The organism is Leclercia sp. CFBP8987, from assembly GCF_034044995.2.
GTDB classification, from domain to species: domain Bacteria; phylum Pseudomonadota; class Gammaproteobacteria; order Enterobacterales; family Enterobacteriaceae; genus Enterobacter; species Enterobacter tamurae.
Genome location: NZ_CM188255.1, coordinates 951,010 through 976,089 on the forward strand (window position 1 = coordinate 951,010; position 25,080 = coordinate 976,089).

23 protein-coding genes are annotated in these 25,080 nt (G+C 59.7%); 6 read left to right on the forward strand and 17 right to left on the reverse strand.

All coding sequences use genetic code 11. The features are described from left to right. Positions 1-3: 3 nt before the first annotated feature. The 10 genes from SOM40_RS04465 to SOM40_RS04510 form a co-directional block, all read right to left on the reverse strand. The gene (locus SOM40_RS04465) at positions 4-1,158 is read right to left on the reverse strand and encodes a 1-propanol dehydrogenase PduQ (RefSeq protein WP_320530600.1); all 1,155 of its coding nucleotides are present in this window, start codon (positions 1,156-1,158) and stop codon (positions 4-6) included. A gap of 15 nt (positions 1,159-1,173) precedes the next feature. Continuing rightward, positions 1,174-1,431, reverse strand: coding sequence for a EutN/CcmL family microcompartment protein (locus SOM40_RS04470; RefSeq protein WP_261641761.1), 258 nt, complete (start codon positions 1,429-1,431; stop codon positions 1,174-1,176). A gap of 26 nt (positions 1,432-1,457) precedes the next feature. After that, complete coding sequence (locus tag SOM40_RS04475) at positions 1,458-3,047, reverse strand: acetaldehyde dehydrogenase (acetylating) (RefSeq protein WP_320530601.1); 1,590 nt, start codon at positions 3,045-3,047, stop codon at positions 1,458-1,460. Between the two features lie 53 nt (positions 3,048-3,100). Continuing rightward, positions 3,101-3,379 (reverse strand): BMC domain-containing protein, encoded by a 279-nt coding sequence (locus SOM40_RS04480; protein WP_261641765.1) that lies wholly within the window; start codon positions 3,377-3,379, stop codon positions 3,101-3,103. A 14-nt stretch (positions 3,380-3,393) separates the two neighbouring features. Beyond that, positions 3,394-3,678, reverse strand: coding sequence for a BMC domain-containing protein (locus SOM40_RS04485; protein ID WP_261641768.1), 285 nt, complete (start codon positions 3,676-3,678; stop codon positions 3,394-3,396). Positions 3,679-3,694: 16 nt separating this feature from the next. Beyond that, positions 3,695-3,973, reverse strand: coding sequence for a BMC domain-containing protein (locus SOM40_RS04490; protein ID WP_010634659.1), 279 nt, complete (start codon positions 3,971-3,973; stop codon positions 3,695-3,697). 405 nt (positions 3,974-4,378) lie between these two features. Further along, positions 4,379-4,897, reverse strand: coding sequence for a FidL-like protein (locus tag SOM40_RS04495; protein ID WP_261641791.1), 519 nt, complete (start codon positions 4,895-4,897; stop codon positions 4,379-4,381). Then, the gene (locus SOM40_RS04500) at positions 4,894-5,679 is read right to left on the reverse strand and encodes a winged helix-turn-helix domain-containing protein (RefSeq protein ID WP_320530673.1); all 786 of its coding nucleotides are present in this window, start codon (positions 5,677-5,679) and stop codon (positions 4,894-4,896) included. The genes SOM40_RS04495 and SOM40_RS04500 overlap by 4 nt, the downstream gene beginning before the upstream one ends. Before the next feature lie 230 nt (positions 5,680-5,909). Beyond that, complete coding sequence (locus SOM40_RS04505) at positions 5,910-7,694, reverse strand: diguanylate cyclase (RefSeq protein WP_320530602.1); 1,785 nt, start codon at positions 7,692-7,694, stop codon at positions 5,910-5,912. 14 nt (positions 7,695-7,708) lie between these two features. Then, complete coding sequence (locus SOM40_RS04510; RefSeq protein ID WP_106992075.1) at positions 7,709-8,818, reverse strand: AI-2E family transporter; 1,110 nt, start codon at positions 8,816-8,818, stop codon at positions 7,709-7,711. A gap of 421 nt (positions 8,819-9,239) precedes the next feature. Here SOM40_RS04510 and mmuP point away from each other — a divergent pair, with 421 nt between their 5' ends. Then, positions 9,240-10,637: an S-methylmethionine permease gene (mmuP, locus tag SOM40_RS04515; RefSeq protein ID WP_106992076.1), complete on the forward strand. Its 1,398-nt coding sequence runs from the start codon at positions 9,240-9,242 to the stop codon at positions 10,635-10,637. Continuing rightward, the gene (gene mmuM, locus SOM40_RS04520) at positions 10,624-11,556 is read left to right on the forward strand and encodes a homocysteine S-methyltransferase (RefSeq protein ID WP_320530603.1); all 933 of its coding nucleotides are present in this window, start codon (positions 10,624-10,626) and stop codon (positions 11,554-11,556) included. The genes mmuP and mmuM overlap by 14 nt, the downstream gene beginning before the upstream one ends. 194 nt (positions 11,557-11,750) lie before the next feature. On the opposite strand, the gene fbpC is transcribed toward mmuM, so the two are convergent. The 6 genes from fbpC to SOM40_RS04550 all read right to left on the reverse strand — a co-directional run bounded on the left by fbpC (position 11,751) and on the right by SOM40_RS04550 (position 19,556). After that, complete coding sequence (gene fbpC / locus SOM40_RS04525; protein WP_261641804.1) at positions 11,751-12,797, reverse strand: ferric ABC transporter ATP-binding protein; 1,047 nt, start codon at positions 12,795-12,797, stop codon at positions 11,751-11,753. Positions 12,798-12,801: 4 nt separating this feature from the next. Continuing rightward, positions 12,802-14,880, reverse strand: coding sequence for an ABC transporter permease (locus tag SOM40_RS04530; protein ID WP_320530604.1), 2,079 nt, complete (start codon positions 14,878-14,880; stop codon positions 12,802-12,804). 73 nt (positions 14,881-14,953) lie between these two features. Continuing rightward, on the reverse strand, positions 14,954-15,985 hold the full coding sequence (locus tag SOM40_RS04535; protein ID WP_106992080.1) for an ABC transporter substrate-binding protein: 1,032 nt from the start codon (positions 15,983-15,985) through the stop codon (positions 14,954-14,956). Positions 15,986-15,998: 13 nt separating this feature from the next. After that, positions 15,999-17,300: an MFS transporter family glucose-6-phosphate receptor UhpC gene (gene uhpC / locus SOM40_RS04540; protein WP_320530605.1), complete on the reverse strand. Its 1,302-nt coding sequence runs from the start codon at positions 17,298-17,300 to the stop codon at positions 15,999-16,001. A gap of 85 nt (positions 17,301-17,385) precedes the next feature. Further along, the gene (locus SOM40_RS04545; RefSeq protein ID WP_312188001.1) at positions 17,386-18,927 is read right to left on the reverse strand and encodes an MASE1 domain-containing sensor histidine kinase; all 1,542 of its coding nucleotides are present in this window, start codon (positions 18,925-18,927) and stop codon (positions 17,386-17,388) included. Further along, a complete protein-coding gene (locus SOM40_RS04550; RefSeq protein WP_166181682.1) occupies positions 18,927-19,556 on the reverse strand; it encodes a response regulator transcription factor in 630 nt (209 codons plus the stop codon). Before SOM40_RS04550 ends, SOM40_RS04545 begins: the two co-directional genes overlap by 1 nt. Positions 19,557-19,846: 290 nt before the next feature. Between SOM40_RS04550 and tauA the strand changes: the two genes are divergently transcribed. Genes tauA through tauD form a run of 4 tightly spaced genes read left to right on the forward strand, consistent with a single transcriptional unit; the run spans position 19,847 to position 23,259 of the window. Next, a complete protein-coding gene (gene tauA / locus SOM40_RS04555; protein ID WP_225759425.1) occupies positions 19,847-20,809 on the forward strand; it encodes a taurine ABC transporter substrate-binding protein in 963 nt (320 codons plus the stop codon). A gap of 10 nt (positions 20,810-20,819) precedes the next feature. Next, positions 20,820-21,587 (forward strand): taurine ABC transporter ATP-binding subunit, encoded by a 768-nt coding sequence (tauB, locus tag SOM40_RS04560; protein WP_106992085.1) that lies wholly within the window; start codon positions 20,820-20,822, stop codon positions 21,585-21,587. Beyond that, positions 21,584-22,411, forward strand: coding sequence for a taurine ABC transporter permease TauC (tauC, locus tag SOM40_RS04565; RefSeq protein ID WP_261641814.1), 828 nt, complete (start codon positions 21,584-21,586; stop codon positions 22,409-22,411). The genes tauB and tauC overlap by 4 nt, the downstream gene beginning before the upstream one ends. Beyond that, positions 22,408-23,259: a taurine dioxygenase gene (gene tauD, locus SOM40_RS04570; RefSeq protein ID WP_106992088.1), complete on the forward strand. Its 852-nt coding sequence runs from the start codon at positions 22,408-22,410 to the stop codon at positions 23,257-23,259. Before tauC ends, tauD begins: the two co-directional genes overlap by 4 nt. Before the next feature lie 105 nt (positions 23,260-23,364). Here tauD and olsF read toward each other — a convergent pair whose 3' ends face one another. Then, complete coding sequence (olsF, locus tag SOM40_RS04575; RefSeq protein WP_320530606.1) at positions 23,365-25,065, reverse strand: bifunctional ornithine lipid synthase OlsF; 1,701 nt, start codon at positions 25,063-25,065, stop codon at positions 23,365-23,367. Positions 25,066-25,080 lie beyond the last annotated feature (15 nt).

Below are 25,080 nucleotides of genomic sequence, written 5' to 3' on the forward strand. Positions count from 1 at the left end.
TTATCAGTGGCCCTGAACGGCGTTGCCGGTCCACGCCCGGCGATAGAGTTCGGTGAGGGCAAGAGCGTCCGGCGTGCGTGGGTTGGTCGGCGTACAGCTATCGCGCAGCGCCTGGCCGACCATGTCCGCCAGCCGCTGTTCAAACTCGGCTGCGCTGATGCCGGTATCCCGAATGCCGGCCGGTATCGTCATTTCGTCTTTTAGCGCCTGAATGGCCACCAGCAGGCTGGCGACGCCATGGCGGGTAGTGGCCGCAGGCAGATCCAGCAGATGGGCTAATCGGGCATATTTGCGGGCGGCATCGGTCGCGCACTGCCCGTGATAATCGGCGTTCCAGGCCACTACATCCGCCATCAGTAGGGCGTTGGCGCGACCGTGGGGCACGCGAAATACGCCGCCGAGCGCGTGGGCGAGGCTGTGGGTAATGCCCAGCGAGGCGTTGGTGAAGGCCATACCCGCCATGCAGGAGGCGTTATGCATCTTTTCCCGCGCCAGCAGATCGCGACCGTTGCGCCAGCAGGTCGGCAGAAAGCGAAACACCTGCTGCACCACGTTTTCCGCCAGCGCATCGGAAAAGTCGCTCGCGGCGCGGGAGACATAGGCTTCCAGCGCGTGGCACAGTACGTCCATCCCGGTATCGGCGGTAATTGCTGGCGGCACCGAGGCCACCAGCGCCGGGTCGAGAATGGCGATATCCGGCAGCAGCGACGGATCCACCAGCACCAGCTTCTCGGCGTGAGCCTTCACCACCGAAAAGGTGGTGACTTCCGAGCCGGTGCCGCTGGTGGTGGGGATCGCCACAAAGCAAGGCGGTTCGCGACGCGCGTCCGGACGGGTTTGCGCCAGGGCGAAAATAACCGCTTTGGCTGCATCAATCACCGAACCGCCGCCCAGGGCTATAACCAGATCCGGATAGCTGTTATCCATCCGTTTCATACCACGCACCAGGGTGGCGATATCCGGGTCGGCCACCACGTCGTCCCAGATCTGGAAGGCGATACTGCGGGCATCCAGGATCTGCGTGACGCGCTGGGCGAGGCCAAACTTGACCATCGCCTGGTCGGTTACCAGCAGCACGTTGCGGGCGGGAAGCTCGTTCAGGATGGAAAGTGCATCCTGACCAAAGCGGATCCGGGGTTTCAGCAAAAATTCACTCATTGGGTTATTAACTCCTTAAGCGTCCCGAAACACGTTCTCGACAATGGCGACCACTGACATGGCCTTGTAGTGCTCTTTATTGAGCGCCAGATACTCTTCGGCCAGCACGATGTCGTGCATACCGGCGCCGACGCTATCAACGGCGACCCAGGTCTGGTCTTTCATCGGGTGCTGGTCATCATCTAATTTGACGATCAGAAGCAGATTGCTGCCCCGTAGCTCATCGCACTTCTGTGTGGCGACGACATGTCCGACTACCTTTGCGAGAATCAATGTTTTTATCGCCTTATATCAATGTGTTACTTGCCAATGCGTTCCAGCGCCTGGCGGATAACGCGTTCTACGTTTTCCTCATTGATCTCGCTTTCCACATCGGGAGCCGTCGCAAAACGATCGTCTGCGCTCACCGTCATTGTTGCGGCAACCGGGGTGTGGAAACGCTCATCGTTAAAGATGCTGCGGTTAGGACTGACCGTCGGGCTGACGATGTTCGGCTGCGGTTCCGGGCGACTGCCCGGCGCGCGCAGCTCATCGATGGAGCGAACGCCATAGCCCACTTTGCGGATGTTGAGCAGGTTCATCGGCCCGACGTTATCTGAGCTGGAGCCGCCGCCCACCGCGCCGCAGCCCAGGGTCAGGGCCGGAGTGAGGTTGGTAGTCGCGCCGATGCCGCCCAGCGCTGCCGGGGTGTTAATCAGAATGCGGTTAACCGGTTTTTCGAGGCAGAACTGGCGGATAACATCCTGGTTGCGGGTGTGGATCACCAGCGTGTGGCCGAGACCTTCGTTGGTCAGCAGTTCTACTACGCGGTGGCAGGCGGCTTTCCAGTCCTCTTCCACGTACAGGCCGAGTACTGGGCACAGTTTTTCCCGCGAGTAGGGGTTGGAGTGTGAAACGGTGGACTGTTTAGCAATCAGCACCCGGGTGCTGGCCGGGACGCAGAATCCGGCCATCTGGCTCAGATAGAGCGCGGTTTTACCGACCACTTTGGGATTGATAGTGCCGTTCGGGCGCAGCAGCAGGGCCGCCATTTTCGCCGCTTCGCCTTCGGTCATAAAGTATGCGCCCTGGGCTTCCAGCTCGCGGTGTACGTCGTCGTAGATGCAACGTTCGACGATGATCGACTGCTCGGAGGCGCAAATCACGCCGTTATCGAAGGTTTTACTGGTGATAATATCTTTCACCGCGTGGGGGATATCGGCGCTGCGTTCGATAAACGCCGGGCCGTTACCCGGACCACCGCTGATGGTTGGCGTGCCGGAAGCGTAGGCGGCGCGCACCATCCCTTCGCCGCCGGTCGCCAGGATCAGCGACACGTCTTTGCTGTGCATCAGCTCTGAAGTGGCTTCGAGTGTCAAATGGCTTATGACGTCAACGCTACCAGGCGGGGCGCCTGCCGCTTCGGCTGCACGTTTAACGATTTCAATCGCTTTCCAGCTGCACTGACGCGCGCCGGGATGCGGGGAGAAGATAATCGCGTTACCGGCTTTCAGCGCAATCAGCGTTTTGTAGATGACGGTAGAGGTGGGGTTGGTCGACGGCACCAGTGCACAAATCACGCCCAGCGGCACGCCCACGTCCATCACTTTTTGTATCGGATCGTCATGAATGATGCCGACGGTCTTCATCTCTTTGATCGTATCGTAAACGCGCAGCGAGGCGAAACGATTCTTCAGCACCTTATCCTGCCAGTTGCCAAAGCCGGTCTCTTCCGCGGCCATTTTCGCCAGCGCTTCGGCGTGATGCGCCGCTTCCTGGGCCACGTTCTTCACGATGGCGTCGATTTGCTGCTGCGAAAAGGTGGCCAGAATCGCCTGTGCCTTTTTGGCATTGCGCACCAGCGCCCGGGCGTTTTGCCGGGACTGCAAATCGTTGTCCAGTTCAATCATGAGTCTATCCTTCATCAGACGTAAAGAGTGGTGACGGGGCATGCCCTGTCAGGTCATGCTTTGTGCTGTTTGGCGATTTTTTCGATATCGTTATGCGGGCGAGCAATCACCCGGGAAGTGACGACTTCACCGATGCGCTTTGCCGCTTCCACGCCAGAATCCACAGCGGCGTTGACCGCTCCGACGTCGCCTTTCACCATTGCCGTCACCAGACCAGAACCCACGTTCTCGTAACCAATCAGTTCAACGTTGGCGGCTTTGCACATCGCATCTGCCGCTTCAATACAGGCCACCAGACCTTTGGTTTCGATGAGACCAAGTGCTTCTTTCATCAGCTTTTCTCCACTTATTCTGCGATTTTGTAGTGCGAGACGATTTTGTTGATGTCGTTATGCGGGCGGGCGATAACCAGAGAGGTCACCACTTCCCCGATGCGCTGTGCCGATTCCACGCCGGAATCTACAGCCGCTTTCACCGCTCCGACGTCGCCTTTCACCATCGCCGTCACGAGGCCGGAGCCGACGTTTTCATAGCCGATCAGCTCGACGTTGGCGGCTTTACACATCGCATCAGCCGCTTCAATACAGGCCACCAGACCTTTGGTTTCAATCAGACCTAATGCATCACCCATTTGTGTTCTCCTGGCTTTACGCCTTGTGTTTAATAACGATTTTGTTGATATCGTTGTGTGGACGCGCAATCACCAGCGACGTCACTACTTCCCCGATGCGCTGCGCAGACTCCACGCCGGAATCCACAGCCGCCTTCACCGCCCCGACGTCACCCTTCACCATCACGGTGACCAGGCCGGAGCCGATGTTTTCATAGCTGATCAGCTCGACGTTGGCGGATTTGCACATCGCATCCGCGGCTTCAATGCAGGCCACCAGACCTTTCGTTTCGATAAGCCCCAATGCATCACCCATGATTTCTCCTTCAGGACAGGTTTTAGATTCGGGAAAACCGTTCGCGTAACGACGTCAGGACGCTGAAGCGGCGTTCGCAGCTCACTATAAGCAAAGGCGCTTTCATTGAAATTTAAATTCGGTAGGCGTTTATTTTTAGTTTTTAATGCTGCTATTTAGGTTTTTATGCAGGCGTTTTTATGCCTTTATGCTGATTTTTCCCAGGGGATGTAGTGATGGATAAGGCAGGTTTTTCGGGTTTGCATGCCAGCCGGATGAATGTTAAGAAATTGCTAAACACATGGGTGCTAAGCGTGAAATATCCACGCTTAAAGTGTGGCTTTGGTCATCTATTTTTGCGGGAGGTGAAAACAAAATGTGCGGTTTTAACGTGAGGCTGGTGTGGGGGAAAAATGGAGTGTGAGGTCAGTCAAGTTTGCTGCCGGACTTCAGGGTACAGATGTAGAGCGGGGAGTTAATGGAGCTGAGCAGAATGGCTTTCTCGTTCAGCTTCTGGGCGGTGACAAACAGGCCATCATGACTATCGGACATCTCCCGCATGAAGTAGTCAAAAATCACGTTCGGGGATTCATCTATCGACGAGGCGCTGGCATCCCACTTGTTGACGAAGTACTGGCGTTCAGTGGAGGAGATGCGCTTGCTGGTCCAGTTGAATTTAACGTAGCGTTGCAGATAGAGCCAGCCGGCGGCGGAGTCGGTGTAACCTTCCACCACCATAGAGCCACGGCCATTGGCGTTAAAGTTGAAGTGCACGTTGCCATTCACATTCTCTTTATCCATGTTCTCAAAGCGCATGATCACTTTGGTCGAGCAACTCATCACCCCGGCATTTTCCGCAGGGAGAAGTCTCCAGGCGCTAAACCCGGTAGCGGCGATAAGCACCAGCGAGGAGAGGGCAAAAAAGGAGCGCGGGGCGAGTCTCATTGCGGGTTCCAGGAGTAGTAAAAATAATTATCGCAGTAGCTGAACGGGTTATCTTCATGCATGGCGCAGTTCGCCAGGAAGACACGGCCAAGACCGTTGGTCTCCAGCCTGTCGCCATAAAAGAAAACGAAGCGCTCACCCGGCTTACATTGCAGCTTTAGCCGCTGGCGCACCGCTTCAAAGTTATTCCCCCATGCGCTTTCGGCGACGGAGCGCAGCATGTCATCGCTGGCCATCAGTTCACACTCGCTGTGACGTAACTGCATGAGACTAATGGGGCGTAACTCGCTCTTCCCCACCAAACCGAGGAGCGTCAGCAGCAGTGCGGTCACCAGCATACCTGTACCCGCCATATACCAGCAGGTGCCGCGTGACGGCGGCGCTGTGTTCGTCACCGCCGTGGGAAGCGGTGCCGGGATGGGATCATTTTCGGCCACCATGGGGCTACTGGCATCTATCATCTCAATGCTCAGGGCTGGATTGAGCTGCAACAACCCGCGCGATACGGTGACAATAATGTTGTCGATGTCATAGTGGCGAAAGGTTTTACGCAGCATGCTCAGGTACTGATTGAGATTACTGTTAGACGAGGTTAGTCCGTTGTCATCCCAGACTTTTTTCAGGATTTCGTCACGGCTGATCACCCCGGTATAACGCAGCATAAAATAGAGCAGAGCGCTGGCAGTGATTGAGAGCTGGCTGTCCGGCTCCGGGCTGCCAGGCAGGGTCAGGGTCCCGTCGGAGGCGTCGTAGATTATCCGGGCGTTGATGTTGTAGCGCATCATGGCCTCAAGGTTGCCTCGGAATCCAGCAGCAGCTCCTGTAAACGGACAGGATGGTTTTTCCGGTGTTGGACTGTGTTGTTCATTTGCGGATCATACCGACCAGACGGTATTCATCTTTTTGATCGCTATCAATGTGGCAAGAGGTGAACCACGTTGATTGTCGTTATTGCGTGGAGGCTCACAATTTGTCATATAAATGATGGGCATAACCGATATAAGGTGCTCATTTACCCCGTCTCCAGTCCCCCAAAACTGACAATACGTGAACGCCCCAGCTCCTTGGCCCGGTACAGCGCCACGTCGGCGGCGCGCAGCAGGTTGTCGCTCTGGACGTGCTGCGGATAGCTGGCAATGCCGATCGATACGTCCACCGTGCCAATCTCCGCCAGCTCATAACGCAGGGCCAGACTGTGTACGTTGGTATGGATTTCCGAGGCGCAGGCAAAGGCTGCAGCGTCGTCTGCCCCCGGGAGCAGGATCAGAAACTCCTCCCCGCCATAGCGAAACGCCATCCCCTTGTCGCCTACCGCGCGTTGCACCACCGTCGCCACGCTTTTAATCACCAGATCGCCAGCATCGTGACCAAATTTGTCATTAATGGCTTTGAAATGGTCGATATCGATCATCAGACAGCTTACCGGCTGACCGGTATGCTGCGCCTGGCTGAGCTGGGTGCGCAGGGCATCCTCAAGATGATGACGATTGCGCAGATTGGTCAGCGGATCGAACAACGCTTTCTCCAGCAGAGCATCGCGCAGGCGCTGGTTGGCCAGCGCCAGGCCAAGTGCCTCGGCCATCAGCTCCAGATAGGCGCGGGAGGGAGCCATCGCCGGGGTTACGTTCTGGAATGAGAGCAAACCAATGGTCTCGCCCTGAGCAATCAGGGGCACGCAGAGGGAATGGCTGGCGCAGGTGTCTGGCAGGTGATAACAGGTAATATCCGGCTCACCGGTCACCGGCGGATGGCTCTGCCCGCGGCGCACCGCCCAGCACTGGTCCGGGTGGAAGGGCGCGGACTCGTCCTGCGGGTCAAGCCATTCGGCGGCACAGTGCATCTGCCACGGCTCCCGTTCGAGGAGCCATAGCCGTCCGGGGATGCCCGGCGCAATGCCTGGCGCGAACAGCCGTGCCACGTTCAGAACATCCTCGACGGATTCGCAGCCCTGCAGCCGCTGGGTCATGCGCGCCAGCAGCTCCCGGATCGCCCAGTCGGCATCACGCTCCTGCTCCAGCCGCTGTCGCACCAGGCCGTTTTCGCGGAAGATGCGGATCGCCTGCGCCATATCGCCAATCTCATCGATCTGACGGTAGTCCGGCGCTTCGACCGCATAATCCTGCGACGCCAGCCGGTTGACCACATCGCTCAGGCGCACCACCGGGCGCAGCACCCGGCGTTTGAGGATAAACCCGAGCACAAACAAAAACATCAGCGCGGTCAGGCCAACCATCACCTCCGAGAGCGTACGCAGTGCCCGGGATTTGACCGTGGCATCGTCAATCGCCGCGTCGGTGCGCCTGTCCAGCATCTGCCGGAAATGGTCGAGCTGATTCTGTACCTGCTCCAGCTCGCGCTCGTAACGCTCACCATAAATCAGCTCGATGGCCTGGGGTTGCTGCCCGCGCCCCACGCTGGCGATAGCGCGCTGTTGCTCATCCTGCAGGGCATCGGCCACCTGCAAACCTTCATGCAGCAAAGCCAGCTCTTCCTCACCGGCGCCCGCGTCATTCAGTTTTTGCAGGCGATGCTCGATCTTCACCATCGCTTGCGCTTTCTGGCGGTACTCGTCTGCCACCGCAGGATCCTGCTTGATGACGTACAGCCGCGCCAGGTCGGAGAGCGCCCAGGCGTCAACCTCCACCTCTTCGGTGAGTTGATCGAATACGTAGCGCTGTTCAACGGCCTGTCGCTCAACGTTTTCGGCGCTGGAGGCCATCAACATGGCCACACCGGAAGCGAGGGTCAGACAGACCGTGGCGCCGTATGCCCAGTTAGTGATAGTGGCGATACGCACGGCTTATTCCTTCTTCAAAGATCAGGTGAATTTCTCCCTTCTTCGATAATTGCATCGTCAATCTCCTCGGCATTACCGGCATGATCGCGACCTGAGAGCAGATTCCAGCAGGCGATAAACAGCGCGGCGATCAGCGGACCAATTACAAAGCCGTTGATGCCGTAAATCTCCATCCCACCAAGGGTGGTGATCAGAATGAGATAGTCGGGCATTTTGGTGTCTTTCCCCACCAGCAGCGGACGCAGCAGGTTATCCACCAGGCCGACCACCAGCACAAAGAACCCGACGATAAACAGGCCCTGCCACAGCTGATGGGTGGCGAAGAGGAAAATGGCCGCCGGCACCCAGACAATGGCCGAGCCGACCGCCGGGATCAGCGACAGGAACGCTATTAACGCACCCCACAGGATGCTGCCGTTAATACCGACGAACCAGAAGGCGAGCCCGCCCAGCACCCCCTGGACAATGGCCACCACCGCCGTGCCTTTTACCGTCGCCCGGGCGACCCCGGCGAATTTAGCAAACAGATGCTGTTTGGCGAAATTCGACAGCGGCAGGCTGTCGAGGATCTGGCGCACCAGCCAGGGGCCATCTTTCAGCAGGAAAAACAGCAGATAGACCATCACGCCAAAGCTGATGGCGAAGCCAAAGGTGCCTTTACCAATCAGGAAGGCGCTGCCGGCAAGGTATTGTCCACCTCTTAATGCCGCATCAGAGAGCTTTTGCTGGATCTGCGAGGCGGTATCCAGGTCATGCTCGATCATTAGCGCACGCAGCCAGTCAGGCAGATGCGAGAACAGATTCGCGAATACCCCGGAAAACTGGGTGTCGTTTTGCTGCAGGCGCGTGTAGACGATATTGAGTTCAAAGGCTAAAGAGGAAAAGATCACCATCAACGGGATAAAGACGATCAGGCAGATAAGCAGCACGCTCAACAGCGACGCCAGCCCGTTGCGATCGCCCATTTTGATACGCAGCGTATTTTTGACCGGGTAGAAAATCACCGCCAGGATCGCGGCCCACAGGATCGCCGAGAAGTAGGGTGACAACACATCAAAAAACGCCCAGGTGACAATCAGGAGTATGAGTATGAAAAACCCTTTGGTCAGTCCGTTAAATCGCATTAGCTCATCCTTTATGTAATAAACACTACGACTATAGAGTGTTTTACGTAATTTAACATATTGCGCTGTTACGCCGGGTGGCGGCTGCGCCTTACCCGGCCTACGTGGATTAGTAGGCCCGCGCAAGCGCAGCGCCGCCGGGCAACAGGCCGCGACGCTCTCTAAAGTTTAGTGAGAGAAAACAGATACCACTTTCGTTTGACCGACGGGGCGACCGGCGCGGTACATGCTTTACGTATCGGCTTGCAGGAGGTCTCTTATGGCATGGCGACCCTATCTATACGTTATTTACACGGTTCGACCCCGGCTAAGCGCTCGTCGCGCTCGACTTCGTCTGGTGCATGGCTAGCAATTTGTTAACAATCGCGGTATAAAAACACCTTCTTTGGATGTTTAGATGTCCATACGTATAGAAGGTGATATGCAAACAGAACAAAACGGGCAGCTACAGCGCACCATGAAGACCCGCCACCTGATCATGCTCTCCCTCGGCGGCGTGATCGGCACCGGGCTGTTTTTTAATACGGGTTACATTATATCCACCACCGGGGCGGCGGGGACGCTGCTGGCCTATCTGATTGGCGCGCTGGTGGTCTGGCTGGTGATGCAGTGCCTCGGCGAACTCTCCGTGGCGATGCCGGAGACCGGCGCCTTTCACGTCTACGCCACCCGCTATCTCGGCCCGGCGACCGGCTACACCGTGGCGTGGCTCTACTGGCTCACCTGGACGGTGGCGCTGGGATCGAGCTTTACCGCCGCCGGATTCTGCATGCAGTACTGGTTCCCGCAGGTGCCGGTCTGGGTGTGGTGCGTGGTCTTCTGCGCGGTCATTTTCGCCCTCAACGTCATCTCGACCCGCTTCTTTGCTGAAGGGGAGTTCTGGTTCTCGCTGGTGAAGGTCATCACCATCATTGCCTTTATCATTCTCGGCGGGGCGGCAATCTTTGGCTTTATCCCGATGCAGGATGGTTCTCCCGCGCCGGGGCTGAGCAACATCACCGCCGAAGGCTGGTTCCCGCACGGCGGGCTGCCGATCCTGATGACCATGGTGGCGGTCAACTTTGCCTTCTCCGGCACCGAGCTGATTGGCATAGCGGCAGGTGAAACCGAAAACCCGCACAAGGTGATCCCTGTCGCCATTCGCACCACCATTGCCCGCCTGATCATCTTCTTTATCGGCACCGTTTTTGTGCTGGCGGCGCTGATCCCGATGCAGCAGGCCGGGGTGGAAAAAAGCCCGTTCGTACTGGTGTTTGAGAAGGTCGGTATTCCGTATGCCGCAGATATCGTCAACTTTGTGATCCTGACGGCGATCCTCTCGGCGGCCAACTCCGGGCTGTACGCCTCCGGGCGCATGCTGTGGTCATTGTCGAACGAGAAAACCCTGCCGCGCTGCTTTGCCCGGGTGAATAAAAACGGCGTGCCGCTCACCGCGCTGTCGGTGTCGATGCTCGGCGGCGTGCTGGCGCTCTTCTCAAGCGTGGTGGCCCCGGACACGGTGTTTGTCGCCCTGTCGGCCATTTCAGGTTTTGCGGTAGTGGCGGTGTGGATCAGCATCTGCGCCTCGCATTTTGTCTTCCGCCGTCGTCATCTGCAGGCGGGTAAGCCCCTTAGCGATCTGCACTACCGCGCCCCCTGGTACCCGCTGGTGCCGGTGCTGGGCTTTGTCTTGTGTCTGGTGGCCTGTATTGGCCTGGCCTTTGACCCGAGCCAGCGCATCGCCCTTTACTGTGGCCTGCCGTTTGTGGCGCTGTGCTACGGTGCGTACTACTTTACTCAAAATATGAAAACGCAGGAGCCTGAACATGTCGCAGAATAATCCGCTTACCGCCCTCCTTGAGACCCAGCCGTTTGTGGTGCTGGACGGGGCGATGGCAACGGAACTGGAAGCGCGCGGCTGCAATCTCGCCGACAGCCTGTGGTCGGCCAAAGTGTTAATGGAAAACCCGGCGCTGATCCGCGACGTGCATCTCGACTACTTCCGCGCCGGGGCGCAGGTGGCGATCACCGCCAGCTATCAGGCTACACCGGACGGGTTTGCCGCCCGCGGGCTGGACGAGGCCCAGTCCCGGGCGCTGATCGGTAAAAGCGTGGGGCTGGCGCGCAAGGCGCGGGAAGCGTATCTCTCTGAAAACCCGCAGGCCGGTGCGCTGCTGGTGGCCGGCTCGGTCGGGCCCTATGGCGCGTATCTGGCCGATGGGTCGGAATACCGCGGTGACTATGTGCGCAGTGCTGAGGTGTTTGCTGCGTTTCACCGTCCGCGGGTGGAAGCGCTGCTGGATGCCGGTGCCGACCTGCTGGCCTGCGAAACGTTGCCGTCGTTTGCTGAAATTAAAGCTCTGGCGGATCTGCTGACCGCCTGGCCGCGCGCCCGGGCGTGGTTCTCCTTCACCCTGCGCGACAGCGAGCATCTGAGCGATGGCACCCCGCTGCGGGACGTGGTGTCGGTGCTGGCGAACTATCCGCAGGTTGTTGCGCTGGGCATTAACTGTATCGCGCTGGAGAACACCACCGCCGCGCTGCAACATCTGCAAAGCCTGACCGCGCTGCCGCTGGTGGTCTACCCGAACTCGGGCGAGCATTACGATGCGGTGAGCAAAACCTGGCATCACCACGGCGAGGCGTGCGAAACGCTGGCGGGGTATCTGCCGCAATGGTTAGCGGCAGGCGCGAAGCTGATCGGCGGGTGCTGCCGCACGACGCCGAAGGATATTGCAGAGTTGAACGCACAGCGCTGAGGATAGTGCCGGGTGGCGGCTACGCCTTACCCGGCCTACGTTTTGTGTAGTTCGTAGGCCCGGCAAGCGCAGCGCCGCCGGGCGATATTGCCGCCGAGGGTGATGTGCGGTCTGATGCCCTCACCCCGGCCCTCTCCCACAGGGAGAGGGAGAAAACACTAAAAACGACAACAGAGTTGCCGTTTTGCTTTTACCTAGGCCACTTCAGCCAATACAAACATCCCGTACGGGTGGATCTCCAGGTAATACGCTTCCCCCACGTCCGGCTGCAACCTTGTGGCGTTGACCTGCAACAAAATCTCCTGCCCGTGCCACTCCACAATCACCTCGTACTGCGGCCCCATATAGGCCACGTGGCGGATCACGCAGCGTTGGCTCTCTTCGCCGTGCTGGCTCAGGGTGATCGCCTCCGGGCGCACGCCGACGGTGCCCGTACCTTGCGCAGCAAAGTGCAGCGGACGCGGCAGGCGGTAGCCGTGGATCGCCACAGACTCGTGGCTGAAGCTGGCCGGGAACAGGTTGGCATCGCCCATAAAGCTCGCCATAAAGCGCGAGGCCGGCTGGCGATAGAGATCCTGCGGCGAGCCAATCTGCATGATGTTGCCCTTGTTCATCACCAGCACGGTGTCGGAGACCGCAAAGGCCTCGCTCTGATCGTGGGTCACGTACAGCGACGTAATGTTGAACTGCTTTTGCAGCTCGCGGATCTTGTCGCGCATGCTGCGGCGCAGGTTGGCGTCGAGGTTACTCAGCGGCTCATCGAACAGCAGCACTTTCGGTTTGAGGATAAGCGCCCGGGCCAGGGCCACACGCTGCTGCTGGCCGCCGGAGATCTGATCCACATAGCGATCGTCGAAGCCCTCCAGATCCACCATCGCCAGCGCCTCTTTGACGCGGGTTTTGATCTCGCCACGCGGCACGCCGAGCATCTTCAGGCCGTAGCCGACGTTCTCGCCCAGCGACATGTGCGGGAACAGGGCGTAGGACTGAAACACCATGCAGATATCACGCTGCTGAATGGAGCTGTGGGTCACGTCCTCGCCGTCGATAAAAATCTGCCCGTCGGTGGGCTTTTCCAGCCCGGCCACCAGACGCAGTACCGTGGTTTTACCGCAGCCGGACGGGCCGAGCAGGGTCACCATCTGCCCCTGCGGGATCGCCAGGTTAATGTTTTCAATCACCGTGTTCGCGCCAAAGCGCTTGGTCACGTTACGCAGTTCAACGAAATGTTTCTGAGTCATAGTGTTACGCCTGGTTTTTGGCTTTAGAGCGGGAGATACGAGCCTCACCGATCAGCCAGTCAAAGAGGAAAATGATCGCCAGCATGACCACAATCAGGATCGAGCCGTAGGCGATCGCCACGCCGTATTCGCCGTCTTCCACGCGGTTCAGAATGTACGCCGTAGCCACGCGGGTATCCGGCGTGACGAGGAACACAATGGCGCTGACGGTGGTAATGGCCCGCACAAAGCTGTAGATCAGCGCTGACAGAATCGCCGGGCGCAGCAGCGGCAGCAGGATGTGCGTAATGGTGCGCAGCGACCCGGCACGCAGGCTCAGCGAGGCCTCATCCAGCGACTTGTCGATCTGGCCTAAGCCCGCAATCCCGGCGCGAATGCCTACCGGCACGTTACGCATCACCATTGAGATAATGACGATGGCGGCGGTGCCCGTGAGGTACACCGGGGCGCTGTTAAAGGCCAGAATGTAGGAGACGCCCGCCACGGTGCCAGGCACCGCGAAGCACAGCATGGTAGTGAACTCGATGGTTTTTTTGCCCCTGAACTGCTGGCGCACCACCACCCAGGCGATCAGCAGACCAAAGCCCGCGGTGATCGGTGCGGCGATCCCGGCGTACAGCAGGGTATCCAGCAGCGAAGGCCATGCCCCGTCGCTCATCCCCTGGCCGAACAGCTTGATAAAGTTATCCAGCGTCAGGGTGTAATCCACCCCCCAGTTGACGGTAAAGCTGCCGTAGAAAATGCTGCCGTAGAGCAGGGCGTTAAAGGCGATCCACACCGTCAGCAGGGCGACGACTCCCCACACCAGGGTCACCGGCAGCGGCTGGACGTCACCACGATAGGACTTGCCGGAGACGGTCACGTAGGAGCGTTTGCCGATCCACATGTACTGGATGCAGAACACCAGCAGCGAGAACAGCAGCAGGAACGCCCCGAGGGTGCTGGCGGCCTGGTAATCGAGCTGCGAGCCGGTGATGTAGAAGTAGATCTGCGTCGCCAGCACGTCGAAGTTACCGCCGAGCACCAGCGGGTTACTGAAGTCCGCCAGCGACTGGACGATGACGATCAAAAAGGCGTTGGCCAGCGCCGGTTTCAGCAGCGGGACAAAGACGCCGTTAAAGGTCTGCCAACGGCTGGCGCGCAGGGTATAGGAGGCCTCTTCCAGCGATGGGTGAATAGTCTTGATCGCCCCGTCGAGGATCATAAAGGCCATCGGGGTGAAGGCCAGCACCTGCGCCAGCCAGATGCCGGTAAAGCCGTACAGCCAGTTGGTGTTGGTCAGGCCAAACCAGTCGACCATCAGCTCGGTAACGTAGCCGGAGCGCCCCATCATCAGCGTCACGCCCAGACCCACCACGAACGGCGGGGTGACGATTGGCAGGATCGAGAAGATGCGGCCAATAATGGCGCTGCGTCTGGCGATGCGGGTGGTGTAGATCGCCAGCACCAGGCCGAAGAAGGTGCAGCCGATCCCCACCGCAATGGCGAGCAGGATCGAGTTGATGATCACCTGAATGATGTGCGACTGCGACATCACATTCATAAACGCCAGCGGGGCGAACTCGCCCGCGTCGTTGGTGAACATCGGAATAAAGATGGCGATGCTCGGCCAGACGATAAAGATGCCGATCAGCGCGACGATGGCGATCAGCGAGCCGATCACAAAGCGGTCGCCCCCCAGCCACTCAAGGCGCGTCAGGGCCAGGGTCATGATCGCCCCCAGCGCCACAAACAACACGATCGTGGCATAGCCTAAACCGCGCCCTTCGATCGTGGCGCTGATGACGATAAAGGCCATGCACAGCAGCGCCCAACCGGCGTCGAGGTAGTGGCGGCTGCGCTGTTCGCGTTTTGCCTCGTTAAACGGGCGCACCAGCAGCAGGCTCGGGAGCAGATACCACAGCCAGCTGATGTTGAAGTGCGACCAGCTGTAGGCTGCGAGGATCTCATCCCCGGTGGATTCCAGCAGGCCATAATCCAGGCTCCAGCTCGGCAGCAGGGCAAAGGCCAGCCAGCCAACGAAAACCCAAAGGAAGACCGCATCCCGTTTTTTCACGGGATGAAGAGCGAGTGTCTGTGACATAGGTATTCCGGGTGTTGATGAAGTTGTAGGCCGGGTAAGCGTCGAGCCACCCGGCATTTACCGCATAGTGGGCTTATTTACCCATCTTCACGTCGCTGACCCACTTGTTGATCAGCGCCTTGCGCACGTCCGTTGAGCCGTACTTATCCATGTCGTAGCTGATCAGCTTCAGGTCATCCAGCTTCAGCGAGTTCGGGGAGGTTTCTGCGGTGGTGTTGGTCAGGATCTGATAAGACTTGCCCTGTTTCCACGCCAGCTCCTGAGCCTCTTTCGACAGCACCCAGTCCACGAACAGCTTCGCGTTCTCTTCGTTACGCGCGCCCTTCAGAATGCTGACGCCGCCGATTTCATACCCGGTGCCTTCGCACGGAGAGATCAGCTCCAGCGGCGCACCTTGCTCTTTTTCCAGCGAGTAATCGTGCAGGAAGCCGATGCCGATGGCGGTTTCGCCGCGGGCGGCGTTACGCGCCGGTGCAATACCCGATTTGGTGTACTGGGAGACGTTGCCATTCAGCTGCTTCAGGTAGTCGAAGGCCTGATCTTCACCCCACAGCTGGACGAAGGTCGCCAGTGCGGTATAGGCGGTGCCGGAGCTTTGCGGATCGGCAATCTGGATCTCGCCTTTGTATTCCGGCTTGGTCAGATCTTTCCAGCACTGTGGCACCGGCAGGTTCTTCTCTTTCAGGCGCTGGGTGTTAACGCCAAAGCCCAGAATGCCGACATAGACCGCCGAGGAGAGGTTGCCTTTTACCTTCGCCGGATCGCGGAATTTCTCCATGATCTGCTCGAGGTTGGCGGATTTGTACGGCTGCAGCAGCCCCATCTCACCGGCCTGAGATTGCGGGTCCAGAGTGCCGCCGTACCAGACGTCGGCCTGCGGGTTTTTCTTCTCGGCATCGACCTTCGCCAGGGTGCTGCCGGAGCCGTTGCGGATAAACGAGGTTTTGACGTCGTACTTATCGCCAAACGCTTTGGTTTCGGCTTCGCACATTTCGTTGGTTGCGCTACAGTAAACCACCAGACGGCCTTTGGCCTGGGCGGCACCGGTTAAGGTGGCCAGCGCGATCCCGGAAGCAATGAGGGTAGAGAGAAGCGTTGTTTTCATTATTCAGCCCTTGTTATGACGTTATGTGACTGCGAGAAGCGGTGATGCCCGCCATCAGCAGGGGCATCAGGAGTAAACCCATCAGCACGGCGGCAATCGAGAGCAGACTGAACATCCCCGACCAGCCGTAGCGTTCGATAACCTGTGACAGCGGCCATCCGGCCAGCGCCGCCCCCAGATAAGCGAACACGCCAAGAAAACCGGTAATCGAGCCTGCTGCCTGCTTGTGTCCACACTCCACGGCGGCAAGGCCGATGAGCATCTGCGGACCAAAGACAAAAAATCCCACCGTAAAAAAGCACATCGCCAGCAGGGCGTAGTGATGAACCGGAGCCAGCCACAGGGCCGCCACCGACACCATTAATCCCAGCGTGAACAGCAAAATCATCGGTGCCCGCTGGCCGCTGAACAGCAGATCCGATCCCCAGCCGGCGAACAGCGCCCCGAGCAGGCCGCCGACCTCAAACAGCATCACCGTGGCGTTGGCGCTCAGCAGGTTGACCCCGTGGCTCTCCGCCAGCCAGATGTTGCCCCAGTCGTTGAGGGCGATGCGGATCAGATAGACCAGCACATAGGACGCCCCGAGCAGCCAGATCATCGGGTTTTGCAGCATGGTGGTGCGCAACATCTGCCACAGCCCCATTGGCGGGCTCTGTTGTTGCTGGCGCAACTCCAGCGGATCGTTGCGCCACTCCCCGACCGTCGGGAGACCCTCTTCCTGCGGTGTGCCCCGCAGTTGTGTGGTCAGCCACAGGCCGAGCACGATACTGATGATCCCCGGTGTCAGCATCGCTGCCTGCCAGCCCCAGCGATGGGCGGCGAAGGCACAGATCAGCGGAATAATGGCCCCGCCGATGTTGATAGAGGTGTTCCAGCATCCCCACCAGAAGCCGCGCTCGTTGCGCGAATACCAGTGGGTGAGCAGTCTGGCGCAGGGCGGCCATCCCCATCCCTGAAAGAAGCCGTTCAGCGTCCAGATAAACAGCAGCAGCGGCAGGGAGTCGCCGAAGGCGAACAGCACGTTCAGTACCCCGGTGGCCATCAGGCCGATGCCCATAAACACCCGCTGGCCTTTGCTGTCGTGCCACAGTCCGGCGGCAAATTTCGACAGGCCGTAGCTCAGGTAAAACAGCGATCCGATCAGGCCGATATCGCTTTTGCTCAGCCCCAGATCCATCTGCAATGCAGGCAGGACGTAGTTGAGGCTTTTGCGCGTCAGGTAAAACGCGGCGTAACCAATCACCATGCAGATCAGCAGTCGCGGACGAAGCCGACGATAGCGTTGAGTAACCTGGTCAGCTGACAGTGCGGGCATGGCGTTCTCCGTTTGAGATGACTGTATGAAAGCGCGACGAAAAAGGGATGAGAGAAAGTCTGGCGTGACTAAGACTTTTTCCTGGTTAGCGGTGTGTTTGTTGCAAAACTGTGGGCAGGTTAACAATTACGCGCGTGCCGCCCTGCGACTCCAGGGTTAACTCCCCGCCGAGAGCATGCACGCGCTCGCGCATCCCCTGAATTCCAAAACCGGGCATCTGCTGCGGGCTGATGCCGCTGCCGTTATCCCGCACCTCCAGGCGCAGCTGGTCGTGGTGCTGGCAGAGCAGAATGCTGACCTCGCTGGCATCGGCATGTTTGCTGACGTTATTCAGCAGCTCTTGCAGCAGGCGATAGAGAGTAAAGACCAGGGTTTCACTCTGGGGCGGGGCCGCCAGCTGGTACTCAAACCGGCACTGGATCCCGCGCTCGGCAAAGGCGAACTCGTTCACCAGATGGTGCAGGGCCTCATTGAGTGACAGCTCGTCCAGCACCGGGGGGCGCAGCTGACGCAGCAGCTGGCGGGTGGAGTGATGGATGCGCCGCGCCAGCTCGTTGATCTGCCCGGCGGCCTCCAGCGCCTGCGGGGTATCGCTCGCCCGCTTCACCAGCTGGGACTGGATCTGAATCGCGGTAATGTTCTGGCCAATTTCGTCGTGCAGCTCCCGGGCCAGGTGCTTGCGGGTATCCTCTTCGGTGTGGATCAGCTTTTCCGCCAGCGCGCGCCGGGCCTGCAACTCCGCCTCCAGCCGACGGCGGTAGTGATCGAGGTTCATCGCCAGATGCTGCTGGCGACTGATGGCGATCCCCAGCCCGATCCCCAGCAGCGACTGGGTGGCGAGGAAAATCTCCAGTTCCAGCAAGTCGCTGAACCCCACCCCGACCTGGCGGGCGATGGTGATCATCATGCTTCCCAGCAGGCCGGAGAGCACGCCCCCCTGCCAGCCGAACTTCCACGCCATCACCACGTTGGGCAGAAATACTACGATCAGCAGCAGCCGCTCCAGGGCCGGGGAGAGCACCATCTGGGTGCCGATGCCGATAATAAAAAACAGGCTGCACCAGATAATCAGCGAGGTACGCAGGGGCGGGTTGCTGGTGTCGAGCCCGAGCAGATGATAGCGGTGCTGCTGGCGTAAAAACTCAAACACCAGGTAGACGAACGGGGTCAGCAGCACCCCGCCGGTAAAGGAGGCCAGCGCCAGTAGCGTAGTCGGGCTGTCGAGAAAGGGCGCCAGGATCAAAGTCTGGAGCAGGGCATTAAGGCTCACCGCGGCGATCAGCAGCGACAGGCGCTGCCAGTAGAGCGGAAAGCGGTGCCAGAAATGTTGCGCCAGCCACGCACAGACGGTGCCCACCAGCGGCACCACCAGCATCAGATGATGGGTGAGCAGTTGTTCGCTGTGCAGCCAGAGCATCGCCGCCAGCGGGGGAAGGATCAGCGCTGGCCAGAAGCGGCGCGAGAGCACGATCAGCAGCGCCAGATAGACGCCCTGGGGCAAAAACAGCGCCGCCTGCTGTCCGTTCTGGGTGAGGTAAAAGCTCAGTGTCCAGAGCATCAGCCAGCCGGTGCCCCAGGCCAGCATAATAAACAGCGAGAGAATGATGTGCCGCAGGGAGCGCCGCATCAGTGGCCGGTCAGCAGCTGGTGGTCGAGGGCAAAATGCACCAGCTCGATGGTGCTGTTGCACTGCAGTTTGCCCAGCACGTTGGCGCGGTGCACGTGAACGGTCTTGTGGCTGAGTTCGAGTTTGAAGGCAATCTCCTTCACGCTGTCACCCTTGACCAGCAGCTCAAACACCTCTTTCTCGCGCGGGGTCAGGGCGGCCAGCGCCTGGGACACCGGCTCGCCGCCGCGCAGGGCTTTCACCGCATCGGCACAGAGATAATGGCCGCCCATCCCGACGGAACGCACGGCCTGCACTAACTCTTCCGGCCCGCAGCGTTTGGTGAGATAGCCGCTGGCCCCGGCGTCCAGCGCGCTTTGCACAAAGGCGGGAGTGTCGTAGATGCTGAGGATGATGGCGCGAAACCCCGGGCGCTGCTGGCGCAGGCGTTTGAGCAGGCTCAGGCCGTTTTCATCGGGCATAGCAACGTCGAGTACCGCCACGTCGACGGCATCGCGGGTGAGGGCGGGCCAGGCCTCGGCGGCGCTGCTGTACTGACCTTCGACCACCAGATCGTCTTCCAGATTTAACAGCTGGGCGAACCCGGACCGCACCACCACGTGATCGTCTACCAGCACCACTTTGATCATCTCAGATACCTTTGCGGAATAGTGTCTCTATGATGCCTGTCCGCGTCGGGCTGGCAATTGTGCGGCTGCGGTTATGTAACGGATGTAACAAAATTGCAATAAATGCCGGGTGGCGATTTTGTAGGCCCGGCAAGCGCAGCGCCGCCGGGCAATGCTGACCGCACAAAATTCACTATCTATTGCCACTTTTTTTCTAAAAACGATTCGGCATTAACGATGCTTTTTAATTCCTTTATCAAAATTCCGCCGCCGGAAATACTGCCCCCATAACAACTCGGGGAGCAGACATTATGGCAATTTCATCGCGTTTTACCTTATTTGGCGCACTGGCGCTGTGGGCCGTTCAGGCGCAGGCGGTGGACGTCACCATCGCGTATCAAACTTCCGCTGAGCCAGCAAAAGTGGCGCAGGCGGATAACACTTTCGAAAAAGCGAGCGGCGCGAAAGTCGACTGGCGTAAGTTCGACAGCGGCGCCAGCATCGTGCGGGCGCTGGCCTCCGGCGACGTGCAGATTGGCAACCTCGGCTCCAGCCCGCTGGCGGTGGCTGCCAGTCAGCAGGTGCCGATCGAAGTCTTCCTGCTGGCCTCCCAGCTCGGCAATTCCGAAGCGCTGGTGGTGAAGAAAAACATCACTAAGCCCGAGGATCTGATCGGCAAACGCATCGCGGTGCCCTTTATCTCCACCACCCACTACAGCCTGCTCGCCGCCCTGAAACACTGGGGGATCAAGCCGGGGCAGGTGGAAATCATTAACCTGCAGCCCCCGGCGATTATCGCCGCCTGGCAGCGGGGCGATATTGACGGGGCCTACGTCTGGTCGCCTGCGGTAAATGAACTGCAGAAAGATGGCAGCGTGCTGACCGACTCCGCCCAGGTAGGCCAGTGGGGCTCGCCAACCCTCGACGTCTGGGTGGTGCGCAAAGACTTTGCCGAGAAGCATCCGGAGATCGTGAAAGCCTTCGCCAAAAGCGCCATCGACGCCCAGCAGCCCTACATTGCCAACCCGGATGAGTGGCTGAAACAGCCTGCCAACCTGGAGAAACTCGCCCGCCTGAGCGGGGTGCCGGAGGCCGACGTGCCGGGTCTGGTGAAGGGCAATACCTACCTGACGCCTGCCCAGCAGTTGCAACAGCTGGCGGGCCCGGTGAATAAAGCGATTGTTGATACTGCTGGCTTCCTGAAAGAGCAGGGCAAAGTGCCCGCGGTGGCGGCGGATTACAGCCAGTACGTGACCGATCGCTTTGTGAAGTAAGGAGGAGCGGATGCTGAATATTACAAATCTGTACGCTGATTACGCTGGCAAGCCTGCGCTGGAGGATATCAACCTGACGCTGGATAGCGGCGAGCTGCTGGTGGTCCTCGGCCCGTCCGGCTGCGGGAAGACCACGCTGCTGAATCTGATCGCCGGGTTTGTACCTTATCAGCACGGCACCATTCAACTGGCAGGCAAAAAGGTGGAGGGCCCCGGCGCCGAGCGTGGCGTGGTCTTCCAGAACGAAGGGCTGCTGCCGTGGCGTAACGTGCAGGAGAACGTCGCCTTCGGCCTGCAGCTGGCGGGCACCTCGCGGGAAGCGCGGCTGGCCACCGCCCGGGAGATGCTGAAAAAAGTGGGCCTTGAAGGGGCGGAAAAACGCTTTATCTGGCAGCTTTCCGGCGGCCAGCGTCAGCGGGTCGGCATCGCCCGGGCGCTGGCGGCGAATCCGCAGCTGTTGCTGCTGGATGAACCCTTCGGGGCGCTGGACGCCTTTACCCGCGAGCAGATGCAAACCCTGCTCCTGCGCCTGTGGCACGAGACCGGCAAGCAGGTGCTGCTGATCACCCATGACATCGAAGAAGCGGTGTTTATGGCCACCGAGCTGGTATTGCTCTCGCCGGGGCCGGGCCGGGTGCTGGAGCGTCTGCCGCTCAACTTTGCCCGCCGCTATGTCGCCGGGGAGCCGGTGCGCAGCATTAAGTCCGATCCTGATTTTATCGCCCGACGTGAATACGTCCTGAGCCGCGTGTTTGAACAGCGGGAGGCCTTCTCATGAGCATTGTGGTGAATGACAAAACGGCGGGCAAACGCCTGACCCTGCGCTGGCCCTTTTCCCGCCAGTTAACCCTCAGCGTCAGCACCCTGCTGGTGTTGCTGGCCGTGTGGTGGGCCGTGGCGGCGGCGCAGTGGATCAGCCCCCTGTTCCTGCCGCCGCCGGGTCAGGTGCTGGTGAAACTGTTCACCATTGCCGGTCCGGAAGGGTTTATGGATGCCACCCTGTGGCAGCATCTGGCGGCCAGCCTCGGGCGCATTCTGGTGGCCCTGCTGGCGGCGGTGATCCTCGGTATTCCGGTGGGGATTGCGATGGGCTTAAGCCCGACGGTGCGCGGGATCCTCGATCCGCTGATTGAGCTTTATCGTCCGGTACCGCCGCTGGCCTATCTGCCGCTGATGGTGATCTGGTTTGGCATCGGCGAGACCTCCAAGATCCTGCTGATCTACCTGGCGATTTTCGCCCCGGTGGCGATGTCGGCGGTAGCCGGCGTTAAAAGCGCCCAGCAGGTGCGGATCCGCGCGGCACAGTCGCTGGGTGCCAGCCGCACCCAGGTGCTGTGGTTTGTGATTTTACCCGGCGCGCTGCCGGAGATCCTCACCGGGCTGCGGATCGGGCTCGGGGTCGGCTGGTCAACGCTGGTGGCGGCAGAACTGATCGCCGCCACGCGCGGGTTAGGCTTTATGGTCCAGTCGGCGGGGGAGTTCCTGGCGACGGACGTGGTACTGGCAGGGATCATGGTGATCGCCGTGATCGCCTTCGGATTAGAACTGGGGCTGCGCGCACTTCAGCGTCGCCTGACGCCCTGGCATGGAGAGATACAATGAGTGAACGTCTGACCATTACCCCGCTGGGGCCGTACATTGGCGCACAGATTTCTGGCCTGGATGTCACCCGGCCATTAAGCGATAACCAGTTTGAGCAGCTCTATCATGCGGTGCTGCGCCATCAGGTGGTGTTCCTGCGCGAGCAGGCGATCACCCCGCAGCAGCAGCGCGCCCTGGCGCTCCGTTTCGGCGATCTGCATATCCACCCGGTCTATCCGCACGCGGAAGGGGTGGAGGAGATCATCGTCCTCGATACCCACAACGATAATCCGCCGGACAACGATAACTGGCACACCGATGTGACCTTTATTGAGACGCCGCCCGCCGGGGCGATCCTAGCGGCCAAACAGCTGCCGGAGAGCGGGGGAGATACCCTGTGGGCCAGCGGGATAGCGGCATTTGAGGCGTTATCCGCGCCGTTCCAGCAGCTGCTGAGCGGCCTGCGGGCGGAGCATGATTTCAAAAAATCCTTCCAGGAGTACAAGTACCGTAAAACGGAAGAGGAGCACCAGCGCTGGCTGGAGGCGGTGGCGAAACATCCGCCGCTGCTGCACCCGGTGGTGCGTACCCATCCGGTTAGCGGCAAGCAGGCGCTGTTCGTCAACGAGGGCTTCACCACGCGGATTGTGGATCTGAGCGAGAAAGAGAGCGAGGCGCTGCTGGGGTTCCTGTTTGCCCACGTTACCAAACCGGAGTTCCAGGTGCGCTGGCGCTGGCAGGAGAACGATCTGGCGATCTGGGATAACCGTGTAACGCAGCATTACGCCAATGCCGATTACTTGCCGCAGCGGCGCATTATGCACCGGGCAACGATATTGGGGGATAAACCTTTCTTCCGTGCGGGCTGATCCCCTCACCCCGGCCCTCTCCCCAAAGGGGCGAGGGAGAAAAGCTGTACGTGCTCATCTTCACATACGGCACCTGACTGTCCCCTCTCCCTTTCAGGGAGAGGGTTAGGGTGAGGGTGTTAAATGCGCTTCGATATACCGCTGATAACGGCTGGCTTTCAGATAACAGAGATCCACCAGCACCAGCCCGTCCACACAGTTGTTGAACGCCGGGTCGCTGCCGAAATCGATAAACTGCACCCCACCGGGCTCGCACAGCTCGGAATACTGCTTGTAGAGCGGCGGGATGCCGCACCCCAGATTGCCGAGCAGCGATTTCAGCCGGGTCAGATCCTCCACGTAATCTTCCCCACCAAACTGCGCCAGCACCTCGGGTAACGAGGCGGGATAGGGGCGTCGCGAAGCGGCCAGCGGATGGCTTGCCGGGAACCACAGCCGGTAGAAGGCCACCAGCAGATCCCGCGCCGCGGGCGGTAACCCACCGGAGATGGAGACCGGCCCGAACAGGTAGCGATAGTGCGGATAGCGCGCCAGATAAGCACCAATCCCGGACCACAGGTAATCCAGTCCGCGCCGTCCCCAGTAGCGCGGCTGAATAAAGCTGCGCCCCAGTTCGATGCCGTGTTCAAGGATGTCCTGCATTTTATCGTCGTAGTGGAACAGGCTGTAGCTGTAGAGCCCCTCCGGCTCCCGCATTGCCGTCGGGATAAAGCGGTAGGCGCCGACGATCTCCAGATCCTCGTCATCCCACAAAATCAGGTGCAGATAGTCATCATCAAAGCTGTCGGTGTCCCGACGCTTGCCGCTGCCTTCTCCCACCGCGCGAAAAGCGATCTCCCGCAGACGTCCCAGCTCGCGCAGGATCGGTGCCTCTTCCTGGCCGTTACGCTGCCACAAATAGATGGTTTTGCCATCGGCGGTGGTGCCCAGCGATTCCGCCTGCGCCAGCTCGCGCTTCAGGATCGCCCGGTCTTCCGCCCGGGCAATGGCGGATTCGGTTTTGAATACCCCCGGAAGCCCCTTACCGAGACGCAGCACGTGCTGGCGGCACTGCTCGGCCATCTCCCGCGGGGAGAGCGTGGGGCTGAACCACTTCTGCCAGCCGATCTGCTGCCCGATTTTCACCGGCAGGCGGCTGTGGCGGCGGCGGAACATCTGCTGCATCAGCAGCAGCATCGACAGGTTCGGGGAGAGCAGGGTGCTGGCATAGAACAGCAGGCTGTTGCGGGCGTCGATATTGACCGGCAGCAGCGGCGCGCGGAATTTGCCCGCCAGCTTGATAAAGCCGGGGTGCCACTTTTTATCGCGGATCCCGGTGCGCGTCGGGCGGGAGACTTCCCCCGCCGGGAAGAAGATCAGCACCCCGGCGTTTTGCAGGTGCTGTTCCATCAGGGTGAACGAGGATTTCGCCGTCCGCCCGCCCATGTTGTCCACCGGAATAAACAGCGAGCTCAGTGGCTCCAGATGCGTCAGCATGCGGTTGGTCACCACTTTCACATCCCGGCGCACCCGGGAGACGGCATACAGCAGCGCCAGTCCATCCAGCGTACCGGTAGGGTGGTTAGCCATAACAATTAACGGGCCGTGAGCGGGGATCTGTTCGAGGTCGTGAGCGGGAATGGTGCAGAGGATATCGAGATGGTCCAGAACCTGTTCCACCATATCCAGCCCTTTCAGGTGGCGGTGGTCGGCGGCAAACTGCCGGAACTCCTCTTCGTGGAATAACTTCTTTAACAGCCTTTTTTGCCAGGGTGTAGGCCTCGCCTGCGGCCAAAGGTCATCGAGAACGCTGTCGAGACTAAACATAGTGGCACCTCCTGC